This is a genomic window from Mycolicibacterium arseniciresistens (assembly GCF_030519285.1).
Lineage (GTDB): Bacteria > Actinomycetota > Actinomycetes > Mycobacteriales > Mycobacteriaceae > Mycobacterium > Mycobacterium arseniciresistens.
This window is the reverse complement of record NZ_JAUMSQ010000219.1, coordinates 1-15760: the sequence shown is the minus strand read 5'-3', so window position 1 is coordinate 15760 and position 15760 is coordinate 1. Positions and strand designations below refer to the sequence as shown.

16 protein-coding genes and 1 pseudogene are annotated in these 15760 nt (G+C 69.9%); 1 reads left to right on the top strand and 16 read right to left on the bottom strand.

Translation table 11 applies throughout. The features are described from left to right. From menD to Q2100_RS22575, 3 genes are all read right to left on the bottom strand, one after another. Positions 1-996 (bottom strand): 2-succinyl-5-enolpyruvyl-6-hydroxy-3-cyclohexene-1-carboxylic-acid synthase (gene menD / locus Q2100_RS22585; protein WP_302915854.1); only part of this gene is annotated, 996 nt, incomplete at its 3' end. Positions 997-998: 2 nt separating this feature from the next. Next, positions 999-1781 carry an alpha/beta fold hydrolase gene (locus tag Q2100_RS22580; protein ID WP_302915853.1) on the bottom strand — a complete coding sequence of 261 codons (783 nt, stop codon included), beginning with the start codon at positions 1779-1781 and terminating at the stop codon, positions 999-1001. A gap of 72 nt (positions 1782-1853) precedes the next feature. Then, complete coding sequence (locus Q2100_RS22575) at positions 1854-2354, bottom strand: nitroreductase/quinone reductase family protein (RefSeq protein ID WP_302915852.1); 501 nt, start codon at positions 2352-2354, stop codon at positions 1854-1856. A gap of 73 nt (positions 2355-2427) precedes the next feature. Here Q2100_RS22575 and Q2100_RS22570 point away from each other — a divergent pair, with 73 nt between their 5' ends. After that, positions 2428-3810, top strand: a complete 1383-nt coding sequence (locus Q2100_RS22570; protein WP_302915851.1) for a cytochrome P450 — start codon at positions 2428-2430, stop codon at positions 3808-3810. A 31-nt stretch (positions 3811-3841) separates the two neighbouring features. Here Q2100_RS22570 and Q2100_RS22565 read toward each other — a convergent pair whose 3' ends face one another. The 13 genes and pseudogenes from Q2100_RS22565 to Q2100_RS22505 form a co-directional block, all read right to left on the bottom strand. Continuing rightward, positions 3842-4582 (bottom strand): DJ-1/PfpI family protein, encoded by a 741-nt coding sequence (locus Q2100_RS22565; protein WP_302915850.1) that lies wholly within the window; start codon positions 4580-4582, stop codon positions 3842-3844. Between the two features lie 17 nt (positions 4583-4599). Beyond that, a complete protein-coding gene (locus Q2100_RS22560; RefSeq protein WP_302915849.1) occupies positions 4600-5568 on the bottom strand; it encodes a GlxA family transcriptional regulator in 969 nt (322 codons plus the stop codon). A 54-nt stretch (positions 5569-5622) separates the two neighbouring features. Then, positions 5623-5967, bottom strand: a complete 345-nt coding sequence (locus tag Q2100_RS22555) for a type II toxin-antitoxin system Phd/YefM family antitoxin (protein ID WP_302915848.1) — start codon at positions 5965-5967, stop codon at positions 5623-5625. Between the two features lie 127 nt (positions 5968-6094). Next, entirely contained in the window at positions 6095-7315 is a 1221-nt protein-coding gene (locus Q2100_RS22550) for a TetR/AcrR family transcriptional regulator (RefSeq protein ID WP_302915847.1), read from the bottom strand. Between the two features lie 176 nt (positions 7316-7491). Then, entirely contained in the window at positions 7492-8448 is a 957-nt protein-coding gene (locus tag Q2100_RS22545; RefSeq protein ID WP_302915846.1) for an o-succinylbenzoate synthase, read from the bottom strand. Between the two features lie 33 nt (positions 8449-8481). Continuing rightward, positions 8482-9267 (bottom strand): mannan-binding protein, encoded by a 786-nt coding sequence (locus Q2100_RS22540; protein ID WP_302915845.1) that lies wholly within the window; start codon positions 9265-9267, stop codon positions 8482-8484. 5 nt (positions 9268-9272) lie between these two features. Next, positions 9273-9905: an Rv1363c family protein gene (locus tag Q2100_RS22535; protein WP_302915844.1), complete on the bottom strand. Its 633-nt coding sequence runs from the start codon at positions 9903-9905 to the stop codon at positions 9273-9275. Positions 9906-9927: 22 nt separating this feature from the next. After that, a complete protein-coding gene (locus Q2100_RS22530) occupies positions 9928-11172 on the bottom strand; it encodes an MlaD family protein (RefSeq protein WP_302915843.1) in 1245 nt (414 codons plus the stop codon). Then, the gene (locus tag Q2100_RS22525) at positions 11169-12383 is read right to left on the bottom strand and encodes an MlaD family protein (RefSeq protein ID WP_302915842.1); all 1215 of its coding nucleotides are present in this window, start codon (positions 12381-12383) and stop codon (positions 11169-11171) included. Before Q2100_RS22525 ends, Q2100_RS22530 begins: the two co-directional genes overlap by 4 nt. Next, positions 12380-13495, bottom strand: a complete 1116-nt coding sequence (locus Q2100_RS22520) for an MlaD family protein (RefSeq protein ID WP_302915841.1) — start codon at positions 13493-13495, stop codon at positions 12380-12382. Before Q2100_RS22520 ends, Q2100_RS22525 begins: the two co-directional genes overlap by 4 nt. Continuing rightward, a complete protein-coding gene (locus tag Q2100_RS22515) occupies positions 13492-14523 on the bottom strand; it encodes an MlaD family protein (RefSeq protein ID WP_302915840.1) in 1032 nt (343 codons plus the stop codon). The genes Q2100_RS22520 and Q2100_RS22515 overlap by 4 nt, the downstream gene beginning before the upstream one ends. Beyond that, positions 14516-15571 carry an MCE family protein gene (locus tag Q2100_RS22510; RefSeq protein ID WP_302915839.1) on the bottom strand — a complete coding sequence of 352 codons (1056 nt, stop codon included), beginning with the start codon at positions 15569-15571 and terminating at the stop codon, positions 14516-14518. The genes Q2100_RS22515 and Q2100_RS22510 overlap by 8 nt, the downstream gene beginning before the upstream one ends. Then, positions 15568-15760, bottom strand: a pseudogene (locus tag Q2100_RS22505) (mammalian cell entry protein); the annotation flags it as partial. The gene Q2100_RS22510 and the pseudogene Q2100_RS22505, both read right to left, overlap by 4 nt.

The window sequence follows — 15760 nt, the reverse complement described above, 5'->3', positions numbered from 1 at the left end:
GTCGGCGCACCGCCGCAGCCAGGCCGGGTCAGAGGCGCCGGAGATGATGGCCCGGGTGCCGGTGGCCTGGGAGTTGCCGGAGACGTCGGGCCAGCGCGGTCCGGTGGTCAGCGCGTACACCGGCACCGACGGGTCGGCCAGCAGCGCCGACACCGGCCGGTGCAGCGTCGGCCGGCCGAGCATGATCACCTGCTTGGGCCGCAGCACCCGCAGGGCAAGCGGGTGCAGCGGGTTGGCCGCAGGCGGAGCAGTGGGTTCGGCGACCGTCGGCAGGCCGGCGAGGTTCTCCTGCACACCGGCGCCGTGGCCGGCTATGACGACGGTGTCGGGGGTCAGGTCGATGTCGACCGGCTGGTCGAACGACACCGGCGGCGTGTGTGTCCACGGCCTGCCGTCCGGGCGGCCGGGCGGGACCGGGCTTCCATCGTGGGCGTCGGGCACCAGCGGCTCACGCAGCGGGATGTCGAACTGCACCGGACCGGCGTTGGCGCTTCGCGCGCCGGTGGCCGCCACCAGCACGCGGCACGTCGCGGACCGCCACTGGGCGTTGAGCGAGTCCATCCGTTCCGGGTTGTCCTCGGCGAGGCCGAGGCTGATCATCGCCCGCACCTGCGTACCGAAGTAGCCGAGCTGCTCGAAGGTCTGGTTGGCGCCGGTGCCCAGCAGCTCGTAGGGCCGGTTGGCGCTCAGCACGATCAGCGGCACCCGGGCGTAGTTCGCCTCGACGACCGCGGGTCCGAGGTTGGCGACAGCGGTGCCCGACGTCATCGCCACGCACACCGGCGCGCGCTCGGCGACGGCGAGGCCGATCGCCAGGAAGCCGGCGGTGCGTTCGTCGATCCGCACGTGCAGACGCAGCCGGCCCGCGCGGTCGGCGTCGTTCAGCGCGAAGGCCAGCGGCGCGTTGCGCGACCCCGGGCACAGCACGACGTCACGGACGCCGCCGCGAATCAGTTCGTCGACGACGACACGGGCCTGCGTCGTCGAGGGGTTCATCGCTACAGCTTATCGGCGAAGAAATCGAGCGCCGCTTTGTTGACGGCGTCGGGCTGCTCGAGGAAGCCGAGGTGGCCCGTGTCCGGAATCTCCAGGTAGCGGCCGTTGGGCAGCGCGTCGGCGACCTCGCGGCTGAGGTGGGCGGGCAGCAGGACATCGTCGGCGAAGCCGATCACCAGAGTGCGCTGCCGGATCGCGCCGTAGGCCGGCAACCGGTTCGTCGTCGGGGAGGCGTTGAACTGGCTGCGCGTCCCGGGCGTCGACTTGTTCGGCCACATGGTGAACATCTCGAACCAGTCCTGCACCACCCGGTCGTTGTTCAGCGTCTTCGGGGAGAAGTTCTCGATCAGCCGGATCTTGGCGTCGTAGGCGGCGGGCAGCTCGATGCCCGAGGACTCGAGATCGAGCTCGGCCCGGCGGAACAGCTCACGCGCCTTATCGTGGCGACCGCGGGTGGCCATCAGCACCGCGCTGTCGACCAGCTCCGGGCGCGCCAGCATCAGCTCCTGGGCGATGTAGGACCCCATCGACACACCGACCAGGCGTACCGGCGCCAGGTCGAGCTTCTCGATCAGGGCCGCGGTGTCGGCGACCATCTGCTCGGTGCCGAACCCCTCGGCGTTCGAGGTCGCGCCGATGCCGCGGTTGTCGAAGGTGATGGTCCGGTAGCCGGCCCGGGCGAATGCCGGCACCTGGTGCAGATGCCAGGTCCGTCCGGCGCCGCCGTGACCGGCGATGAACAGCACCGGCTGTCCCTTGCCACGATCGTCGTAAGCCAGATTCACGCCGACGACGCTACCGCCTGGCGAGTTGTGGAACATCAGCCGCGGTGTGCGCGGCCGAGACTCCACAAGTCGCTAGGGGGCGGGGGTGAAGGCGATCACCGGGATGGTCCGGTCGCCTGCGAGCTGCTCGTAGCCGGCGTAACTCGGGATGAACTCGCATGCCAGCCGCCACAGCCGGGCGCGCTCCTCACCGGTGACCTCCTCGGCGACGTAGTCGCCGGTGTGGCCGCCGGCCGACAGCGTCACCCGCGGGTTCGCCGTGATGTTGAAGTACCAGGCCGGGTGCCGGGAGCCGCCGTAATTCGACGCGATCACGATGACCCGGCCGCCGTCGGTGAAATAGGTCAGCGGCGTGGTCCGCCGCTTGCCCGTCCTGGCGCCGGTGTGGATCAGCAGCACCTCGGGCGTCACCATCGCCGAGGACAGCCGCCCGTTGGACAGCCGGAGCAGCGGCCGGTCGATGCGGTGCGCGACGTGCTTGAGTGCCCAGCGCACGGGCTTGGGACTGGTCAGCCGCGAACCGATACGCAGCATCGGCGAACCTGCCGTCGGATCGACCTCGGGGATACCCACGCAGGGCATCGTAGGCGAGGAACGGCCGCACCGAACTACGCTTCGAGGCGTTGCGCCAAGGGCCGGAGGGGAAATGGTCACCACCGAGGAGAACGACGTCGCCGCGCTGCCGTTGGTGCCGGCGAATCCACTGCCGCTGAAACAGCGCCTCGACGAGGTGCGCAAGACCCATACGTGTCAGGTGACGTTCCGCGAGGCGGGCGGTCAGGTCACCCGGGTGACACTTGGGCCGAAGTGGTTCGCGCCGCCGATCGTCTGGGTGATGTCGCCCGCCGGTGCGCGGGACGTGCTGAGCCGCAAGGACGGTGCGTGTGACCGGACGGCCGTGCACCACGAGATGCGAATGCTGATGGGCGACAACCTCGCCGATCTGCCCAACGAGCCGTGGCTGCCCCGCAAGCGCACGCTGCAACCGCTGTTCACCAAGCAGTACGTGCGCCGCTTCGGCGACCACATGTCTCAGGCCGCCGCGATGGTGGCCGACGGCTGGCTCGCCGCCGCGGGTTCCGGCGACGGGGCGGAGGTCGACCTGGACGCCGACAGCCGCCGGCTCACCATGCGGGCGCTGGGCCGCTCTGTGCTCGGCATCGACCTCGACGAGCGTTCCTACGCGTTGGCCGAGCCGCTCAACATCGCGCTGTCGCACATCGCCGACCGGGGGATGCGGCCGATCAATCCGCCACGCTGGCTGCCGCTTCCGTCGCGGCGGCGCGCCGTCGCCGCCTACAGCTCGATGCACCGCCTCGCCCAGGACATCCTCGCGGCGTGCCGCGCCGACCCGGACATCGACGCGCCGCTGGTGCACGCGCTGATCGGCGCGACCGACCCGGAGACCGGGAAGACGCTGTCCGACGACGACATCTGCAACGACCTGATCGCGTTCATCGTCGCGGGCCACGACACCACGGCCACCACCATCGCCTACGCGCTGTGGGCGCTGGGCCACCACCGCGACATCGCCGACCGGGTGGCCGCCGAGGCCGCCGCACTCGGTGACCGCACCCTGACCGCCGACGACGTCGGCCGGCTGCCCTACACCACACAGGTGGTGCACGAGGCGCTGCGGCTGTGCCCGCCGGTGTCGGTGGCCGGCCGGACGGCCATGCGCGACATCGAGGTCGCGGGCTGCCGGGTCGAGGCGGGCAGCATGGTGCTGGTGGGGATCTACGGCATGCAGCGCGACCCGGATCTGTGGGACGACCCGCTGCGATTCGACCCGGAGCGGTTCAGCGCGCAGAACTTCGGGCGCCTCGACCGCTGGCAGTACATCCCGTTCGGCGGCGGGACGCGCACCTGCATCGGCGACCACTTCGCGATGCTCGAATTGGTCCTCGCGGTCGCGACGGTGCTGCGGGACGTCGAGATCACCTCCACCGGCGACGATTTCCCACTCGCCGTGCCGTTCACCACCGTGGCCGACGGCCCGATCCCTGCGCGGGTGCGCGCGCGGCGGTGATTTCGGCGCGGTTTCGTTCGCTCCGCGGCGGTCACCGCGCCGAAGTCGCCGACTTGGAGCGGCGAGACCGGACTGCGGCCAGCGCGCGGTCCCACAGCAACATCGTCGACTGGCCGAGCTGGCGGTGGGTGAACACGGTGTCCTTGGCCAGTTCCGCCGCCGCGGCGGCCTTGGTCGACGCCGACGCCTTGGACATGTGACCGCTGTCGAACGGCGGCTGGGGGTCGTACTCGATGATCAGCTGGGTGACCTTGGCGTGCGCCTCGCCGGCGATCTCACCGGCCAGCCACATCGCCAGGTCGATGCCCGCAGAGACGCCGGCGGCGGTGACCACCTTGCCCTCGCGGACGACGCGCTCGTCGGAGACGGGGATCACCCCGAAGGTCTTGAGCATCGGCACGATCATCCAGTGCGAGGTCGCCCGAAGGCCCTCCAGCACACCGGCTGCCGCAAGGATGAGCGAACCCGAGCACACCGACGTGGTCCAGGCCGTCGTCTCGTGCGCGTGGCGGATCCAGTCCAGCAGCTTCTCGTCGCGGGCGTGCTCCACCGACGTCATGCCACCGGGCACCAGCAGGATGTCGGGCGACGGTGTCTCGTCGAACGAGTGAGTGGCGCCCACGACGAGCACGCCGCTGTCGGCGGTGATCGGTCCGGGCTCGTGCCACACGAAGCGCACCTCGGCGTCGGGCAGGCTGCGCAACACCTCGTAGGGTCCGATGAAGTCCAGTGCGGTGAAACCGGGATAGACGACGATCGCGATCTGCGGCATGGTGATTCCTTCTCTTCTCAGGCGAATGTTCTGCGGTAGTGGTCGGGCGAGACGCCGAGGCGCCGGACGAAGTTGCGGCGCATGGTCTCCGCGGTGCCGAACCCACAGCGGGCGGCGATGGCGGTGACGGTGTCGTCGGTCTCCTCGAGTTGACGGCGGGCCGCGTCGGTACGGATCCGCTCGACGTAGGTGCTTGGCGGCACGCCGACCTCGTCGGTGAAGACCCGGGTGAAGTGCCGCGGACTCATGGCCGCCCGCCGCGCCAGGTCCGCGATGCGATGCGCGGCACCGGGTTCGGCGTCGATGGCGTCCTGCACCTCGCGGATGGGCGTCCGCCTGGCCCGCGGCATCCACACCGGCGCGGCGAACTGTGTCTGCCCGCCGGGCCTGCGCAGGCAGAGCACCAGCCAGCGGGCCACCGTCTGCGCGATGTCGGTGCCGTAGTCGTCCTCGACCAGCGACAGCGCCAGGTCGATCCCCGCCGTCACCCCCGCGGCCGTCCACACCCGCTCGGAGCTGCGCACGAAGATGGGCTCCGGATCGACGGCGACAGCGGGGTATTCGCGTGCCAGCTGTGCCGCGAACGCCCAATGAGTGGTGGCCGGGCAGCCGTCGAGCAGTCCCGCCTCCGCGGCGATGAACGCGCCCGTGCAGACGCTGACGACGCGGCGGGCGTGTTCGGCCGAGGCGCGGACCCAGGCGACGGCGGCGCTGCCTCGCTTCAGCGACGTCGTTCCCCACCCGCCGGGCAGCACCACGGTGTCGACGGGGCGGCGCGCGTCGGGCAGCGGTTGTGCGGCGAAGGCTAGACCGGTGCCCGTCGTCACCGGTTCACCATCCACCGAGACGACCACGACGTCGTAGCCGTCCTCGTCCCGCCCTTCGGCAGCCAGTGCCAGCGTCGCGCCGGTGAACACCTCGAACGGTCCCACCAGGTCGAGCGCCTGCACGCCCGGAAACCCGAGGAGCACCACCGACCGCCGCATGCTCCTCAGTGTCGAGCACCCGGCGCGTGGCGTCTACGCCATGCATCCCACACTTCAGGACACGGCGGTGTGCCCGTACCCGGCTTGGATCCGGCTCGGCTCGACGCGCTCCGACAGCACCCACGGTTGCAGGGCGGCGACCGGACGGCCGTGGTGCTCGATCGTGATGGTCTCGCCCGCCGCGACCCGGCCGAGTAGGCGGCCGGCGCAGGCGCGCAGGTCTGCCAACGAGACCTTGTTGCCGTGCACGTGCTGCGAGTGGTCGACCTTGCGCAGTCGGGCGACGGGCTTGCCCCGCCGGAGCACCTCGAACACCTCGCCGGACTCGGCGCGATCGAGGTAGCAACGGGTGTCGCTGCGCAACTGGCCGATGCCGATCGTCGTCACCGAGATGTGCATGGTGATTCTGCACTTATGTGCCCGCCACCGCCGCACCGATATCGCTCAGAACTTCTTGCTGACAACAGATGTCCAGTCCACCCGACCATGCACCGAACTCTACAGGTGAATGACCATTCCGGATGGATCAGCGGCGACTGGCGGCGGGACCGAGCAGGGTGGTGAGCACCAGTTCCCGCACCACCGCCTGGGACGACTCGGACTCGACATACTGCACGAGGCGGCCGAGATCCACCACCAGGGCGAACGCCGCGTGGACCGCGAACCGCGCCTCACCCTCGGCGAGGTCGGGCCGTGCGGCGGCCAGCTGGCGGACCCAGGCCTCCACGGTGGCGCGCTGCATGTTGTGCAGCGCCACCCGGTCGGGCGCAGGCACGTTCACCCGCTCCGCGTAGTAGACGTAGGCCACCTCGGGACTGGCGAACGACCGGCGCACGTAGGCGTCCACCAGGCCGCCGACCGCGTCGTGACAGTCGACCGCCGCGGCGAGGACGGCGGACACGTCGCCGGAGACCCGGTCGGCCGCGCGGCGGTAGGCCGCGGCCAGGATCGCGCTCTTGCCGGTGAAGAACCGGTAGATGGCCGACGTCGCCAGCCCGGTCGCCTCGGCGATGTCGTCCATGCCGGTGTCGCGGTAGCCGCGGTCGTTGAAGAGCAGCATCGCCGCGTGCAGGATCTGCTCGTATTCGCCTGCGGCGGCGCCCACCGTCCTTGCCGGTGCCGCCGCGGGTACCAGTGCCTCGGCGGGCAATTCCGCGTCGCGGACCGCGCGGGTGATCGCGGCCAGCGTCGCGCGCACGCGTTCGTTCGGCAGTCGCGCGCGATGGTCGGTGATGCTGCCGATGACGCTGAGCACCGCGGAGGACAGTATCCAGCGCTGACGTGAGTCCAGTTCCGGTCGCAGCGACGAAAGTGGTTGCTGCAGCCGGCGGTTCACCAGCTTGATCTGGCTGTTGAGCGTCAACTGGTCGTGCGGTTCGAGGTAGCGGCCCTCCCAGCGGTACAGGCCGCCGCTGGTCCGGTTCTTCAGTGTGGTGTCCACCAGGGCCTCCACCGCACGGTCCCATGTGCGCTCCGGCGGCCCGGTGGTGTCGGAGTCGATGAACGCGGTGCACTCGTCGAGTTGCTCGCCGAGACCGAGGACCGCCGCGCGGAACAGGTCGTACTTGCGGGAGTAGTGCCGGTAGAGGGAGGCCGCGGTGACGCCGACGCGGCCGGCGATGTCCTCCATGCTGACGCCGTGGTAGCCGAGTTCACTGAAGGCCTCCGCCGACACACCGGCGATCTGCTGCTTCCGGTCCTTGGGTCGCTTGCGGCGGTCCGCGCGGACTCCGGCGGCGGGAGGCATGAAAGCACCCTATCCGCCGGTCGCCGCCGGCAGAACAATCATCAGGTTAGTGCTGCGCGAATCACACTTTACCGGGGCTGATCCGACACGGCGATGGCGAACGAGCGTTAACATCATCCCGGTGCTTGGCCCGTCTGGGCCGCGTTGCCGTACCTGCTCGTCGGGGCGGTGAGGCGTCAGCGGGTGAGCGGTAGGCATTCGGTGATCCGGCGGATCCACCAGTCCCGCCGCTCGGGCGACGCGGCCAGCGCCGCCAACCGCGCGGGCTCGGGATCGACGGGACGGGCAGGCAGCCGGCCGTCGACCGGGATCAGTGCTTCGGCCACGTCTTCGACGAACAGGCCGCCGGTTCCCAGCCCGCAGGCGTGTGTGAGCGTCGGCAACGCCGCGGCGGCCAGCAGACCGCGGGAGATGCCGACCGCGGAGTCTAGGGCGCTCGACACCACGACCGGTATCCCGAGTTGCCCGGCGATGTCGAGCATCCGGCGCACGCCGCCCAGCGGAGCGACCTTGACGACGGCGATGTCCGCGGCGTCGGCGCGCACCACCCTCAGCGGGTCGTCGGCCTTGCGGATGCTCTCGTCGGCCGCGACCGCGACGTCGATACGGCGCCGTAGCTCGGCGAGTTCGGGCACTGTGGCACAGGGCTGTTCGAGGTACTCCAGCGGCCCGTCTGCGGTGAGGGCCGCCGCGGCGGCCACCGCTTCGTCCACCGTCCATCCGCCGTTGGCGTCGACGCGCACCGTGGGCACCGACGCCCGCACCGCGTTCACCCGCGCCACGTCGTCGGCCAGAACCTGGCCTGGCTCGGCCACTTTCACCTTCGCGGTGCGCGCACCCGGGAACCGGGCGAGCACCTCGGGCACCTGCGCCGCATCGACCGCTGGCACCGTCGCGTTGATCGGGATGGACGACCGCCGCAGCGCCGGCCGGTCGCCGTAGGCGGCCTCGAGCGCCGCGGACAGCCAGGCGGCGGCCTCCGGCGGCTCGTATTCCGGGAAGGCGCCGAACTCACCCCACCCCGCGGGGCCGTCGATCAGCGCCACCTCCCGCACCGTGATGCCGCGGAACCGCACTCGCATCGGCAGCGCGACGACGTGCAGGCGGTCGAGGACGTCAGCCAGGTCGGGCACGTTCCCATAGTGCCCTCAAGCCCACCGTGCCGGTCAGGCGCCGCCGTATTCGGGACGCAGGATCGGCGCCAGCGCGGCGAGCGGGATGTGGGCCTGCACCGTGCCGCCGTCCATCGCCCACTGCGGCAGGCCGGGCGAGAAGTTCAGCGGAGTGTCGTGGGCGACCGGGTAATCGGGCATGTAGAGGATCAGTTCACTGCCGCTCAGCGCCCACGCCTTGTATCCGCCCGAGTAGACCTTGTCGGGCGTCCAGCGGTCGGCCACGAACGGGTACGTGCCGGCTTGATGTGGTGGCGGGGCAACCGCGAGTGCCTGTTCGACGAACGGTTGCGCCAGTGGCGGAATCGCGGTGAGCGGGTCGACGCCCGGCCGCACCAGATCCGTCAGCTGCAGTCGCCGGCCGCCTGCCGTGTCGAAGGTGAAGGTCCGGTAGGCGTTGTTGAAGTCGGGCCCGTCGGCGTGATACGTCTCGCGGAACACCGCCGACACCGTGTCGCCGCGGCGCAGGATCTGGTAGTTGCCCTCGCCGAAGCTGTCGGCCGCCATGTGCTCGCCGACCCGCCGCCAGTTGTCCACCAGGGTGGTCAGATAGTCGCGTATCACGGGGCCCGCGAGGGGGTCGGTGACCAGTTCCTCCGGGATGGCGACCTTGATGTCGCGGACCGCTTTGCGTTCGGAGAGCACCGAGGTCTGGCAGTACTGTCCGGTCCACGCGCCGCCGAGTTCGCCGCAGAACGAAGCGGCCGACGCCGCGGCGCCCGGCGCCGTCACGACCGCGGTCGCCGCGACGGCCGCCCCGATGAGTGCGCCGAGTCTCACGGCCGTCAGGGGAGTTCGACTTTGCCTGTGCGCCAGGCGCCGTCGACATGCTCCATCGTCATCTTGATGCGGCTCCGGTCGATGCGCGGGTCGGGCATGCTGGTGTTCGTCACCGACTGGTCGACGAAGAGCAGCACCACCACTCGGTCCTTCGACTGTGACTGGACGGCCGACTCCAGGACGACGCCGTGCGCCGTGGCCTTGTTGTCGATGAGCAGTTGGCGCAGCTGCATGCTCGACTGCGAGTACATGTCCTTGAACTCACCGGTGGCGCCGCCGAGCACCTGGTCGAAGTTCTCGTCCACCTTGTTCGCGTCGATGCTGGTGAGCACCTGCGCGTACGCCACGGCGGCCTCGCGGGCCTGCTCACCCGCCCGGGTCGTCGCCCGGTCCTGCCACACGGTCCAGCCGAGGTATCCGCAGCCGGCCAGCGACGCGACGACGACCGCCGCGGCCGCACCGGCGAGTAGCTTCTTGCGCCAATGCCGTTCGGGTGCCTCGACTTCTTCGTCGACCGTGGGGCATGTTGTCGACGAATCGTCCGGATCCCGACGACTCGCCGCACGCTCGGCGTCGGTGTCGGCGTCGGCGTCGGCTTCGGCTTCGGTATCGGATTCACTGTCGGTCGTCACGGTCACGTCGACCTCCTTCTCGTCGGGTTTAACGGGGCGGCTCGATGGGCAGCACGGGACCGCCGTACGGGGTGGGAATCGTGAAGCGACCCTTGGGTGTCGGGTCAGTGGTTCTGCCGAGGTCGGCGCCCGGTGGCGGGCCCGCGGTGTCGTCGCCCGCCGGGCGCGGCGCGTTCTTGGCGCCCCGCACGAGGACGCCGGGATGGTCGTCGCGGCAGTAGGTGTACATGAACGGCTCGGGATAGTCGGCCGCCGACGGTGGCCGGCGCGGCGTGCCGTAGTCGCAGGCGTAGCGCGGGTAGGCGTCGCCGGTGGCCCAGATGCCGTTGTCGTGCATCACGCTGCCGAGTGCGTCGAGCACCGATCCGCGATGCGCGGGGAACAGCGCGTTGAGCGCGGGCACCCGCAAATACAGCAGCTGCGACGTGGTGGTCAGGTTGCCCAGCAGCTGCACCATGGTGTCGGAGTTGTCGGCGAACAGGTTGTCGACGCTGGCCAGCGCCGGCGGCGCCTGTTCGGTGAGCCGCCGGTAGCCCTCCCGCATCCGGTCGATGCCTGCGAGCGTGCTGGCGAGGTTCTGGTTCGCGACGGCGATTCCGGCGTTCTTGTCGGCCGCCAGCGTCAGCACCACCCGGCTGCTGCGCAGCATGCTGGTGGTCTCGGGCAGCACCGAGTCGAGCGTCGACAGTAGGAACGTGCCGCCGTCGATGATGTCGGTGAGCTTGCGCGGGCCCTCGTCGCTCAGGCTCAGCTCACGGCGGATCAGCTCGAGCTTGCCCGGATCGACCTGTGCCAGCATGCCGTCGGCGTCGGCGAGCAGTTGAGCGAGCGGGACCGGAACGGTGGCGTGGCCGATGACACCGCCGTCGCGCAGGTACGGGCCGCTGTCGCTGTCGGCGGCGAAGTCGATGTACTGCTCCCCCGCCGGCGACAGCCCGGACACCCGCACATCGCTCGACGAGGGGATGTCCACCGTCGACTTCACCGCCACCACGGCATTGACTCCCGCCGGGGTGATGTCCAGTCGTTCCACCCGGCCGATCGGCACGCCGCGCAGGGTGACGTCCTGGTCGGGCAGCAGTCCGCCGGATTCCGGCAGTTCGATGGTCAGCCGGTAGGTCGAGGCGAGCGGGTCGATCCGCAACGCACCGATCAGCAGGTAGCCGCCGGCGATGACCAGGGTGAGAGTGAGCGCCGCGGCGGACAGCCATGCCCGGCGGCGGTGGCCGGCGCGGACCAGCCGCACGGCGCGGTCGGCGATCGCGGCGATCATCGCGGCGGCTCCGGTCCGGGGGGCGGCGGCGGTGGCGGCACCGTCACCATCTGGCCGGGTTCGGTCGGGCTGGGCATCACCGGGATCTGCGGCACCCCAGGGCCCTTGCCCACGATGCGCTCCTGCAGCCGCCACAGCGTGTATTGGAACGTCCCGACGAGCTGATGCCAGTTGTACCGCTTCGGGCCGTGCAGGCCGACGTCGCCCTCGAAGCCGATGTCCGGGATCGATCCCAGCACCAGCCGGTCGATGCTGACGCGGGTCGAGATCGCGTTGCTCGACGTCGATTTCACCAGCGGCGGCATGAGCCGGTTCAGCGAGTGCAGGGTGGCGTCCGGTGTCAGCACAACGTCGTTCCACGCCTTGGCGATGGTGTTGGCGTCGCCGATGACACTGCGCCCGCTGGTGTCGGTGCCGGCGATCGACGGGAACTTCCTGAGCTGCTCTGTGGTGTCACCGACCTGTGCCACCAGGTCGGCCACCTGGGTGGTGTGTGCGGCGAGCGTTTCGGTCGCCGGCCCTGCTGCCGCCATCACGTCGGTGATCGTCTGGTTCTTCGCGTCGAGCTGGTCGGCCAGCGCCGACAGATCGGTCATCGCGGTGGAGAGCTGGTCGGATCGTGAATTGAGCTTGGCGAGAACGCCGTTGGTCCGGTTGATCAGGTCGCCGAACGCCTGGCCCTGGTCGCCGGTGGCCTTGCCGAGGCCGTTGATGATGTTGGTGAAGTTTCGCACCGCGCCGCCGTTGACGAGTATCGCGGCCGAACTCAGCACCGATTCGACGGTGGCGGCCGCCGTGGTGGCGTCGAGGCCGATGGTGTCGCCGTTCTTCAGAAGCGACACGCCGGCGCCTGTCCCGCCGGGCGGCTTCACCGCGACGAACACGTCGCCCAGCGGTGTGGCGGAACGCAGTTCGGCGGTACTACCGACCGGCAGCCGCACGCCGTCCATGATGCGCAGGGTGGCCACGGCGGTGTAGTTGCGCGCGACCATCGACTCGAGCTGTCCGACGTCGGCGCCGGCCAGCTTGACCTTGGCGTTGGCCGGCAGGTTGAGGGCGTTGGTGAACACCGCCGTCAGCGTCCAGCCGCCGGAGGTCACACCCGGCGCGGGCAGCGGCAGGCTGGCCAGTCCTTCGGTCGCGCACGCCGAGGTGCTCAGGCACAGCGTCAGCGCCAGCGACGCCACGAACCCGCGACGGACGGCGGTCACTTCTGTCCCATCGCGGCCAGTCCGTCGAGGACGTAGGTCAGCCCGAAGTCGGGTCCGAAGTCCTGCAGCGTTCCTGTGCTGCAGCCGAGTTGACGCAGGCCCATCATGTTGCAGACCTCTTTGATCGCCGCGCTCTCGAACAACACCCGGTCGGTCATCACGCGGACGCGGACCGACCCGTTGACCTGGTCGACGGTGTTGTAGAGGTTGTCGAGCGTCATCGGCGCCACATCGAGGAACTCGGCGAGGTCACGCTGGTGTTCGACGGCGGTGGTCACGGTCGTGTCGCCGTTGCGCACGATCTGCTTGATCGCGTCCCGGTGGGTGTCGAGCACCTCGCCGGCCTGTTTGAGCACCTCATTGAGCTGACGGCCCGTGGTGCCGGTGCCGAGGTTCTCGTCGGCGAGGATCTGGCTGAGCTGACCGATGGTGCTGCCGAAGTCGCGCAGGGTCGCGTCGTTGCGTGCGGCGGCGTCGAGCAGCGAGCTGACGTTGCGCACGATGGTGGTGAGCTGGTCGCGGGTCTGCTCGCCGCCGCTGGCGCTGAGCCGCAACGCCTTCGACAGTTCGTCGAGCGCGGTCTTCATGTCCTGGCCGTTGCCGTCGGCGATCGCGGCGCTGGCGTTCACCACGTCGGCGACCGGGCCGCCGCCGCGGCCGTCGCCGCGCAGCGAGGTGGACAGCTTGTCGAGGACGTCGAGCACCCGCGCGAATTCGACCGGTGTCTTGGTCCGGTTCAGGCCGATGGTGTCGTGGTCCTGCAGGGTGGGGCCGTCGCGGTAGGGCGGAGTGAGCTCGATCTGGCGGTCGGTGAGGATCGAGTTGGACACGGTGACGGCCATCGCGTCCGCGGGCACCTTGACGTCACCGTCCACCGTGAAGCGCACCTCGACGTAGCCGCCCTTGGGGGTGATCTCGGTGACCTTGCCCACCGGCATCCCGAGTACCGCGATCGAGTTGCCGACGTACACCCCTGCCGCGCTGTCGAACTGGGCGGTCACGGTGATCGCGTCGCTGTGGTCCTTCAGATAGGTGACGCCGACCGCGGCGACGATCAGTGCCAGCACCAGACCGGTGACGACGACGCTCAGCAGTTTGGCCCTGCGGCTCATTTGCAGTCCTTGAAGTACTCGATCATGCCGAACTGCTTGGCCCGGCCGCTGATGGCGCACATCCACGAGTCGACGACGAGGCCGTTGGCGGCGTTCAGGTCGACCGCGTTGCCGGTCCCGGTGGCGTTGGCCAGGCCCCTCAGCGCGACCGGGCCCGCCTGCAGCGTGCTGCGCAGCAGATCGTCGTGCTGGCCGAGCATGTCGGAGAGCGCCCGCACGTTGCGCAGCAGGTTCTCCAGCTCGGGCCGGTCGTCGATGACGATGCCGCTGAGCGTCTCGACGAGGTTGGTGAGCGCCTGCATCATGGCGTGGAAGCTGGCACGCCGGAGCACGAACTCGCCGATCAGCTCCTGGCCCTGGCGGACCATGTTGGCGATGTTGGCGTGCTGCCGCTCCAGTGTGCTGCTGACGGTCTGGGTGGTCTTCAGCAGCGACCCCAGCTGGTCGCGACGTTCGGCGACGATCGAGGACAGGGTGTGGATGTTCTGCACGGCCTGCGGTACCACCGGTGGCAGGGTGTGCAATTCGGCGCCGAGCACGCCGAGCGATTCGGCGAACTGGTCGGAGTCGACCTGTTCGTAGGTGGTGGTGACGTCGGCCAGCGCCTCCTGCAGGTCGTAGGGCACCTCGGTGTGCCGGAGGTCGATGGTGCGGTCGGGCAGTTCACCCTGCCCGGCGGGTTGCAGTGCCAGATAACGGGATCCGAGGATTGTCGTGATCTTGATGACGGCCTTGGTGTCCTCCCCCAGCACCACGTTGTCGCGCACCCGCAGGCGTGCCTCGACCCGGTCGCCGACCAGCTCCATGTCGGTCACCTCGCCCACCTGGATACCGGCGATGGTGATCGGGTTACCCGGCTGCAGCGCGGCGGCCTGCAGGAACTGCGCGGTGTAGGTGCGGTAGCCGGCGCCAGACAGTTTCACCAGCAGCATCGCGCCGACGAGCACCGCGATCACCGCGATCGCGATGGCCCCCAGCCACGGCTTGCTGTAATCCTCCAGCGCTCGGCGCCTGCGTGTCTCAGCCATCGGCCATGTTCCTGCACCTCGGGGTGTGCCACGCCCGGTTACCCGGGGTGGCCGCGTTGACGATGATCGGCACCACGTCGTTGAGCCCCGGGAAGAATCCGGTGGCGTTCAGGTCGCACGCATACGCGTTCGCGAAGGCGCCCTCGTTGGTGATGCGGCCGAATCCCTTGAGCAGCAACGGCAGGTTGGCCCCGGTGAACGCGAGTTGCGGTTCGATGCCGACCATGTGCTGCGCGAAGCCCGGTTCGCGAAGGACGAGTTCGTTGAGCGCCGGGTACACCTCGTCGGTGACAGTCGAGAGCTGCTGCGTCACACGCGAGATCGATCCCACGGAGTCCACGAGTTCGGGCCTGCGGTCCTCGAAGGTGGTGATCGCCCGTTGCGTTTGCGCCAGCACCTGGTCGAGGTTGGCGTTCTGAGCCGCCAGGGTCCCGAACACCCGGTCCAGGCTGTCGATGACGTTGCCGAGCACCTGATCCCGGCCGGCGAAGGCGTCGGTGAGCTGTGAGGTCTGGTCGACGAGTGTGGTGATGGCGGACTCGTCACCCTGCAGCGACTGCAGCACGCCCTTGGTGAGGTTGTCCGCGTCGCGCGGGTTGAGCACGCTGAACAGCGGCTCGTAACCGTTGAGCAGTGTGCCGACGTCGAAGGACGGATCGGTGCGCTCGACGGGGATGACACTGCCCGGCGGAAGCGGTCCGGGTTCACCGAGGGTGCCGAGTGTCAACCCGAGATAGCGCTGGCCGACGATGTTCTGGTACGTCACCGAGGCGACGGTGGTGCCGAGCACCTGCTGTTCGGTCTGCACGACGAACGACACCTTGGCCCGGTCGCCCTGCAGTTCGATGTTCTCGACGCGGCCGACCCGCACTCCGGCCATCCGGACGTCGTCGCCCACCCGGAGGCCGTACACGTCGGAGAACATCGCCGCATACGGGGCGGTGGTGCCGGCGACGTCGCGCCGCAGCGTGACGTACACCAGCCAGGTCAGGGTGACGGCCACGACCATGAACAGTGACAGCCCCACCAGTGCGCCGCGGTACTTCATCCGGGGCTCCCTTCCGGTGCGAGCGAGACGGTGGTGCCGCGGGCCATCGGCCCGAGCAGCAGTTGGGTGGCGGGCGTGGCGGGCCGTCCGGTGACCAGGCTCAGTTGCTCGCGTTCCTGGGTGCTGCCGACGGGCCCGACGTTGCCGCCGAACGACGCCGGGGCCGCCTCGGCCGGCAGCGGCGGCGGG

What these genes read in the sequence shown, in the direction of transcription:
- Q2100_RS22565 (WP_302915850.1), bottom strand. Translation starts at nt 4,582, where the DNA reads ATGCCGCAGATCGCGATCGTCGTCTATCCCGGTTTCACCGCACTGGAC.
- Q2100_RS22530 (WP_302915843.1), bottom strand. Translation starts at nt 11,172, where the DNA reads ATGATCGCCGCGATCGCCGACCGCGCCGTGCGGCTGGTCCGCGCCGGC.
- Q2100_RS22570 (WP_302915851.1), top strand. Translation starts at nt 2,428, where the DNA reads ATGGTCACCACCGAGGAGAACGACGTCGCCGCGCTGCCGTTGGTGCCG.
- Q2100_RS22515 (WP_302915840.1), bottom strand. Translation starts at nt 14,523, where the DNA reads ATGGCTGAGACACGCAGGCGCCGAGCGCTGGAGGATTACAGCAAGCCG.
- Q2100_RS22555 (WP_302915848.1), bottom strand. Translation starts at nt 5,967, where the DNA reads ATGCACATCTCGGTGACGACGATCGGCATCGGCCAGTTGCGCAGCGAC.
- Q2100_RS22560 (WP_302915849.1), bottom strand. Translation starts at nt 5,568, where the DNA reads ATGCGGCGGTCGGTGGTGCTCCTCGGGTTTCCGGGCGTGCAGGCGCTC.
- Q2100_RS22550 (WP_302915847.1), bottom strand. Translation starts at nt 7,315, where the DNA reads ATGCCTCCCGCCGCCGGAGTCCGCGCGGACCGCCGCAAGCGACCCAAG.
- Q2100_RS22510 (WP_302915839.1), bottom strand. Translation starts at nt 15,571, where the DNA reads ATGAAGTACCGCGGCGCACTGGTGGGGCTGTCACTGTTCATGGTCGTG.
- Q2100_RS22520 (WP_302915841.1), bottom strand. Translation starts at nt 13,495, where the DNA reads ATGAGCCGCAGGGCCAAACTGCTGAGCGTCGTCGTCACCGGTCTGGTG.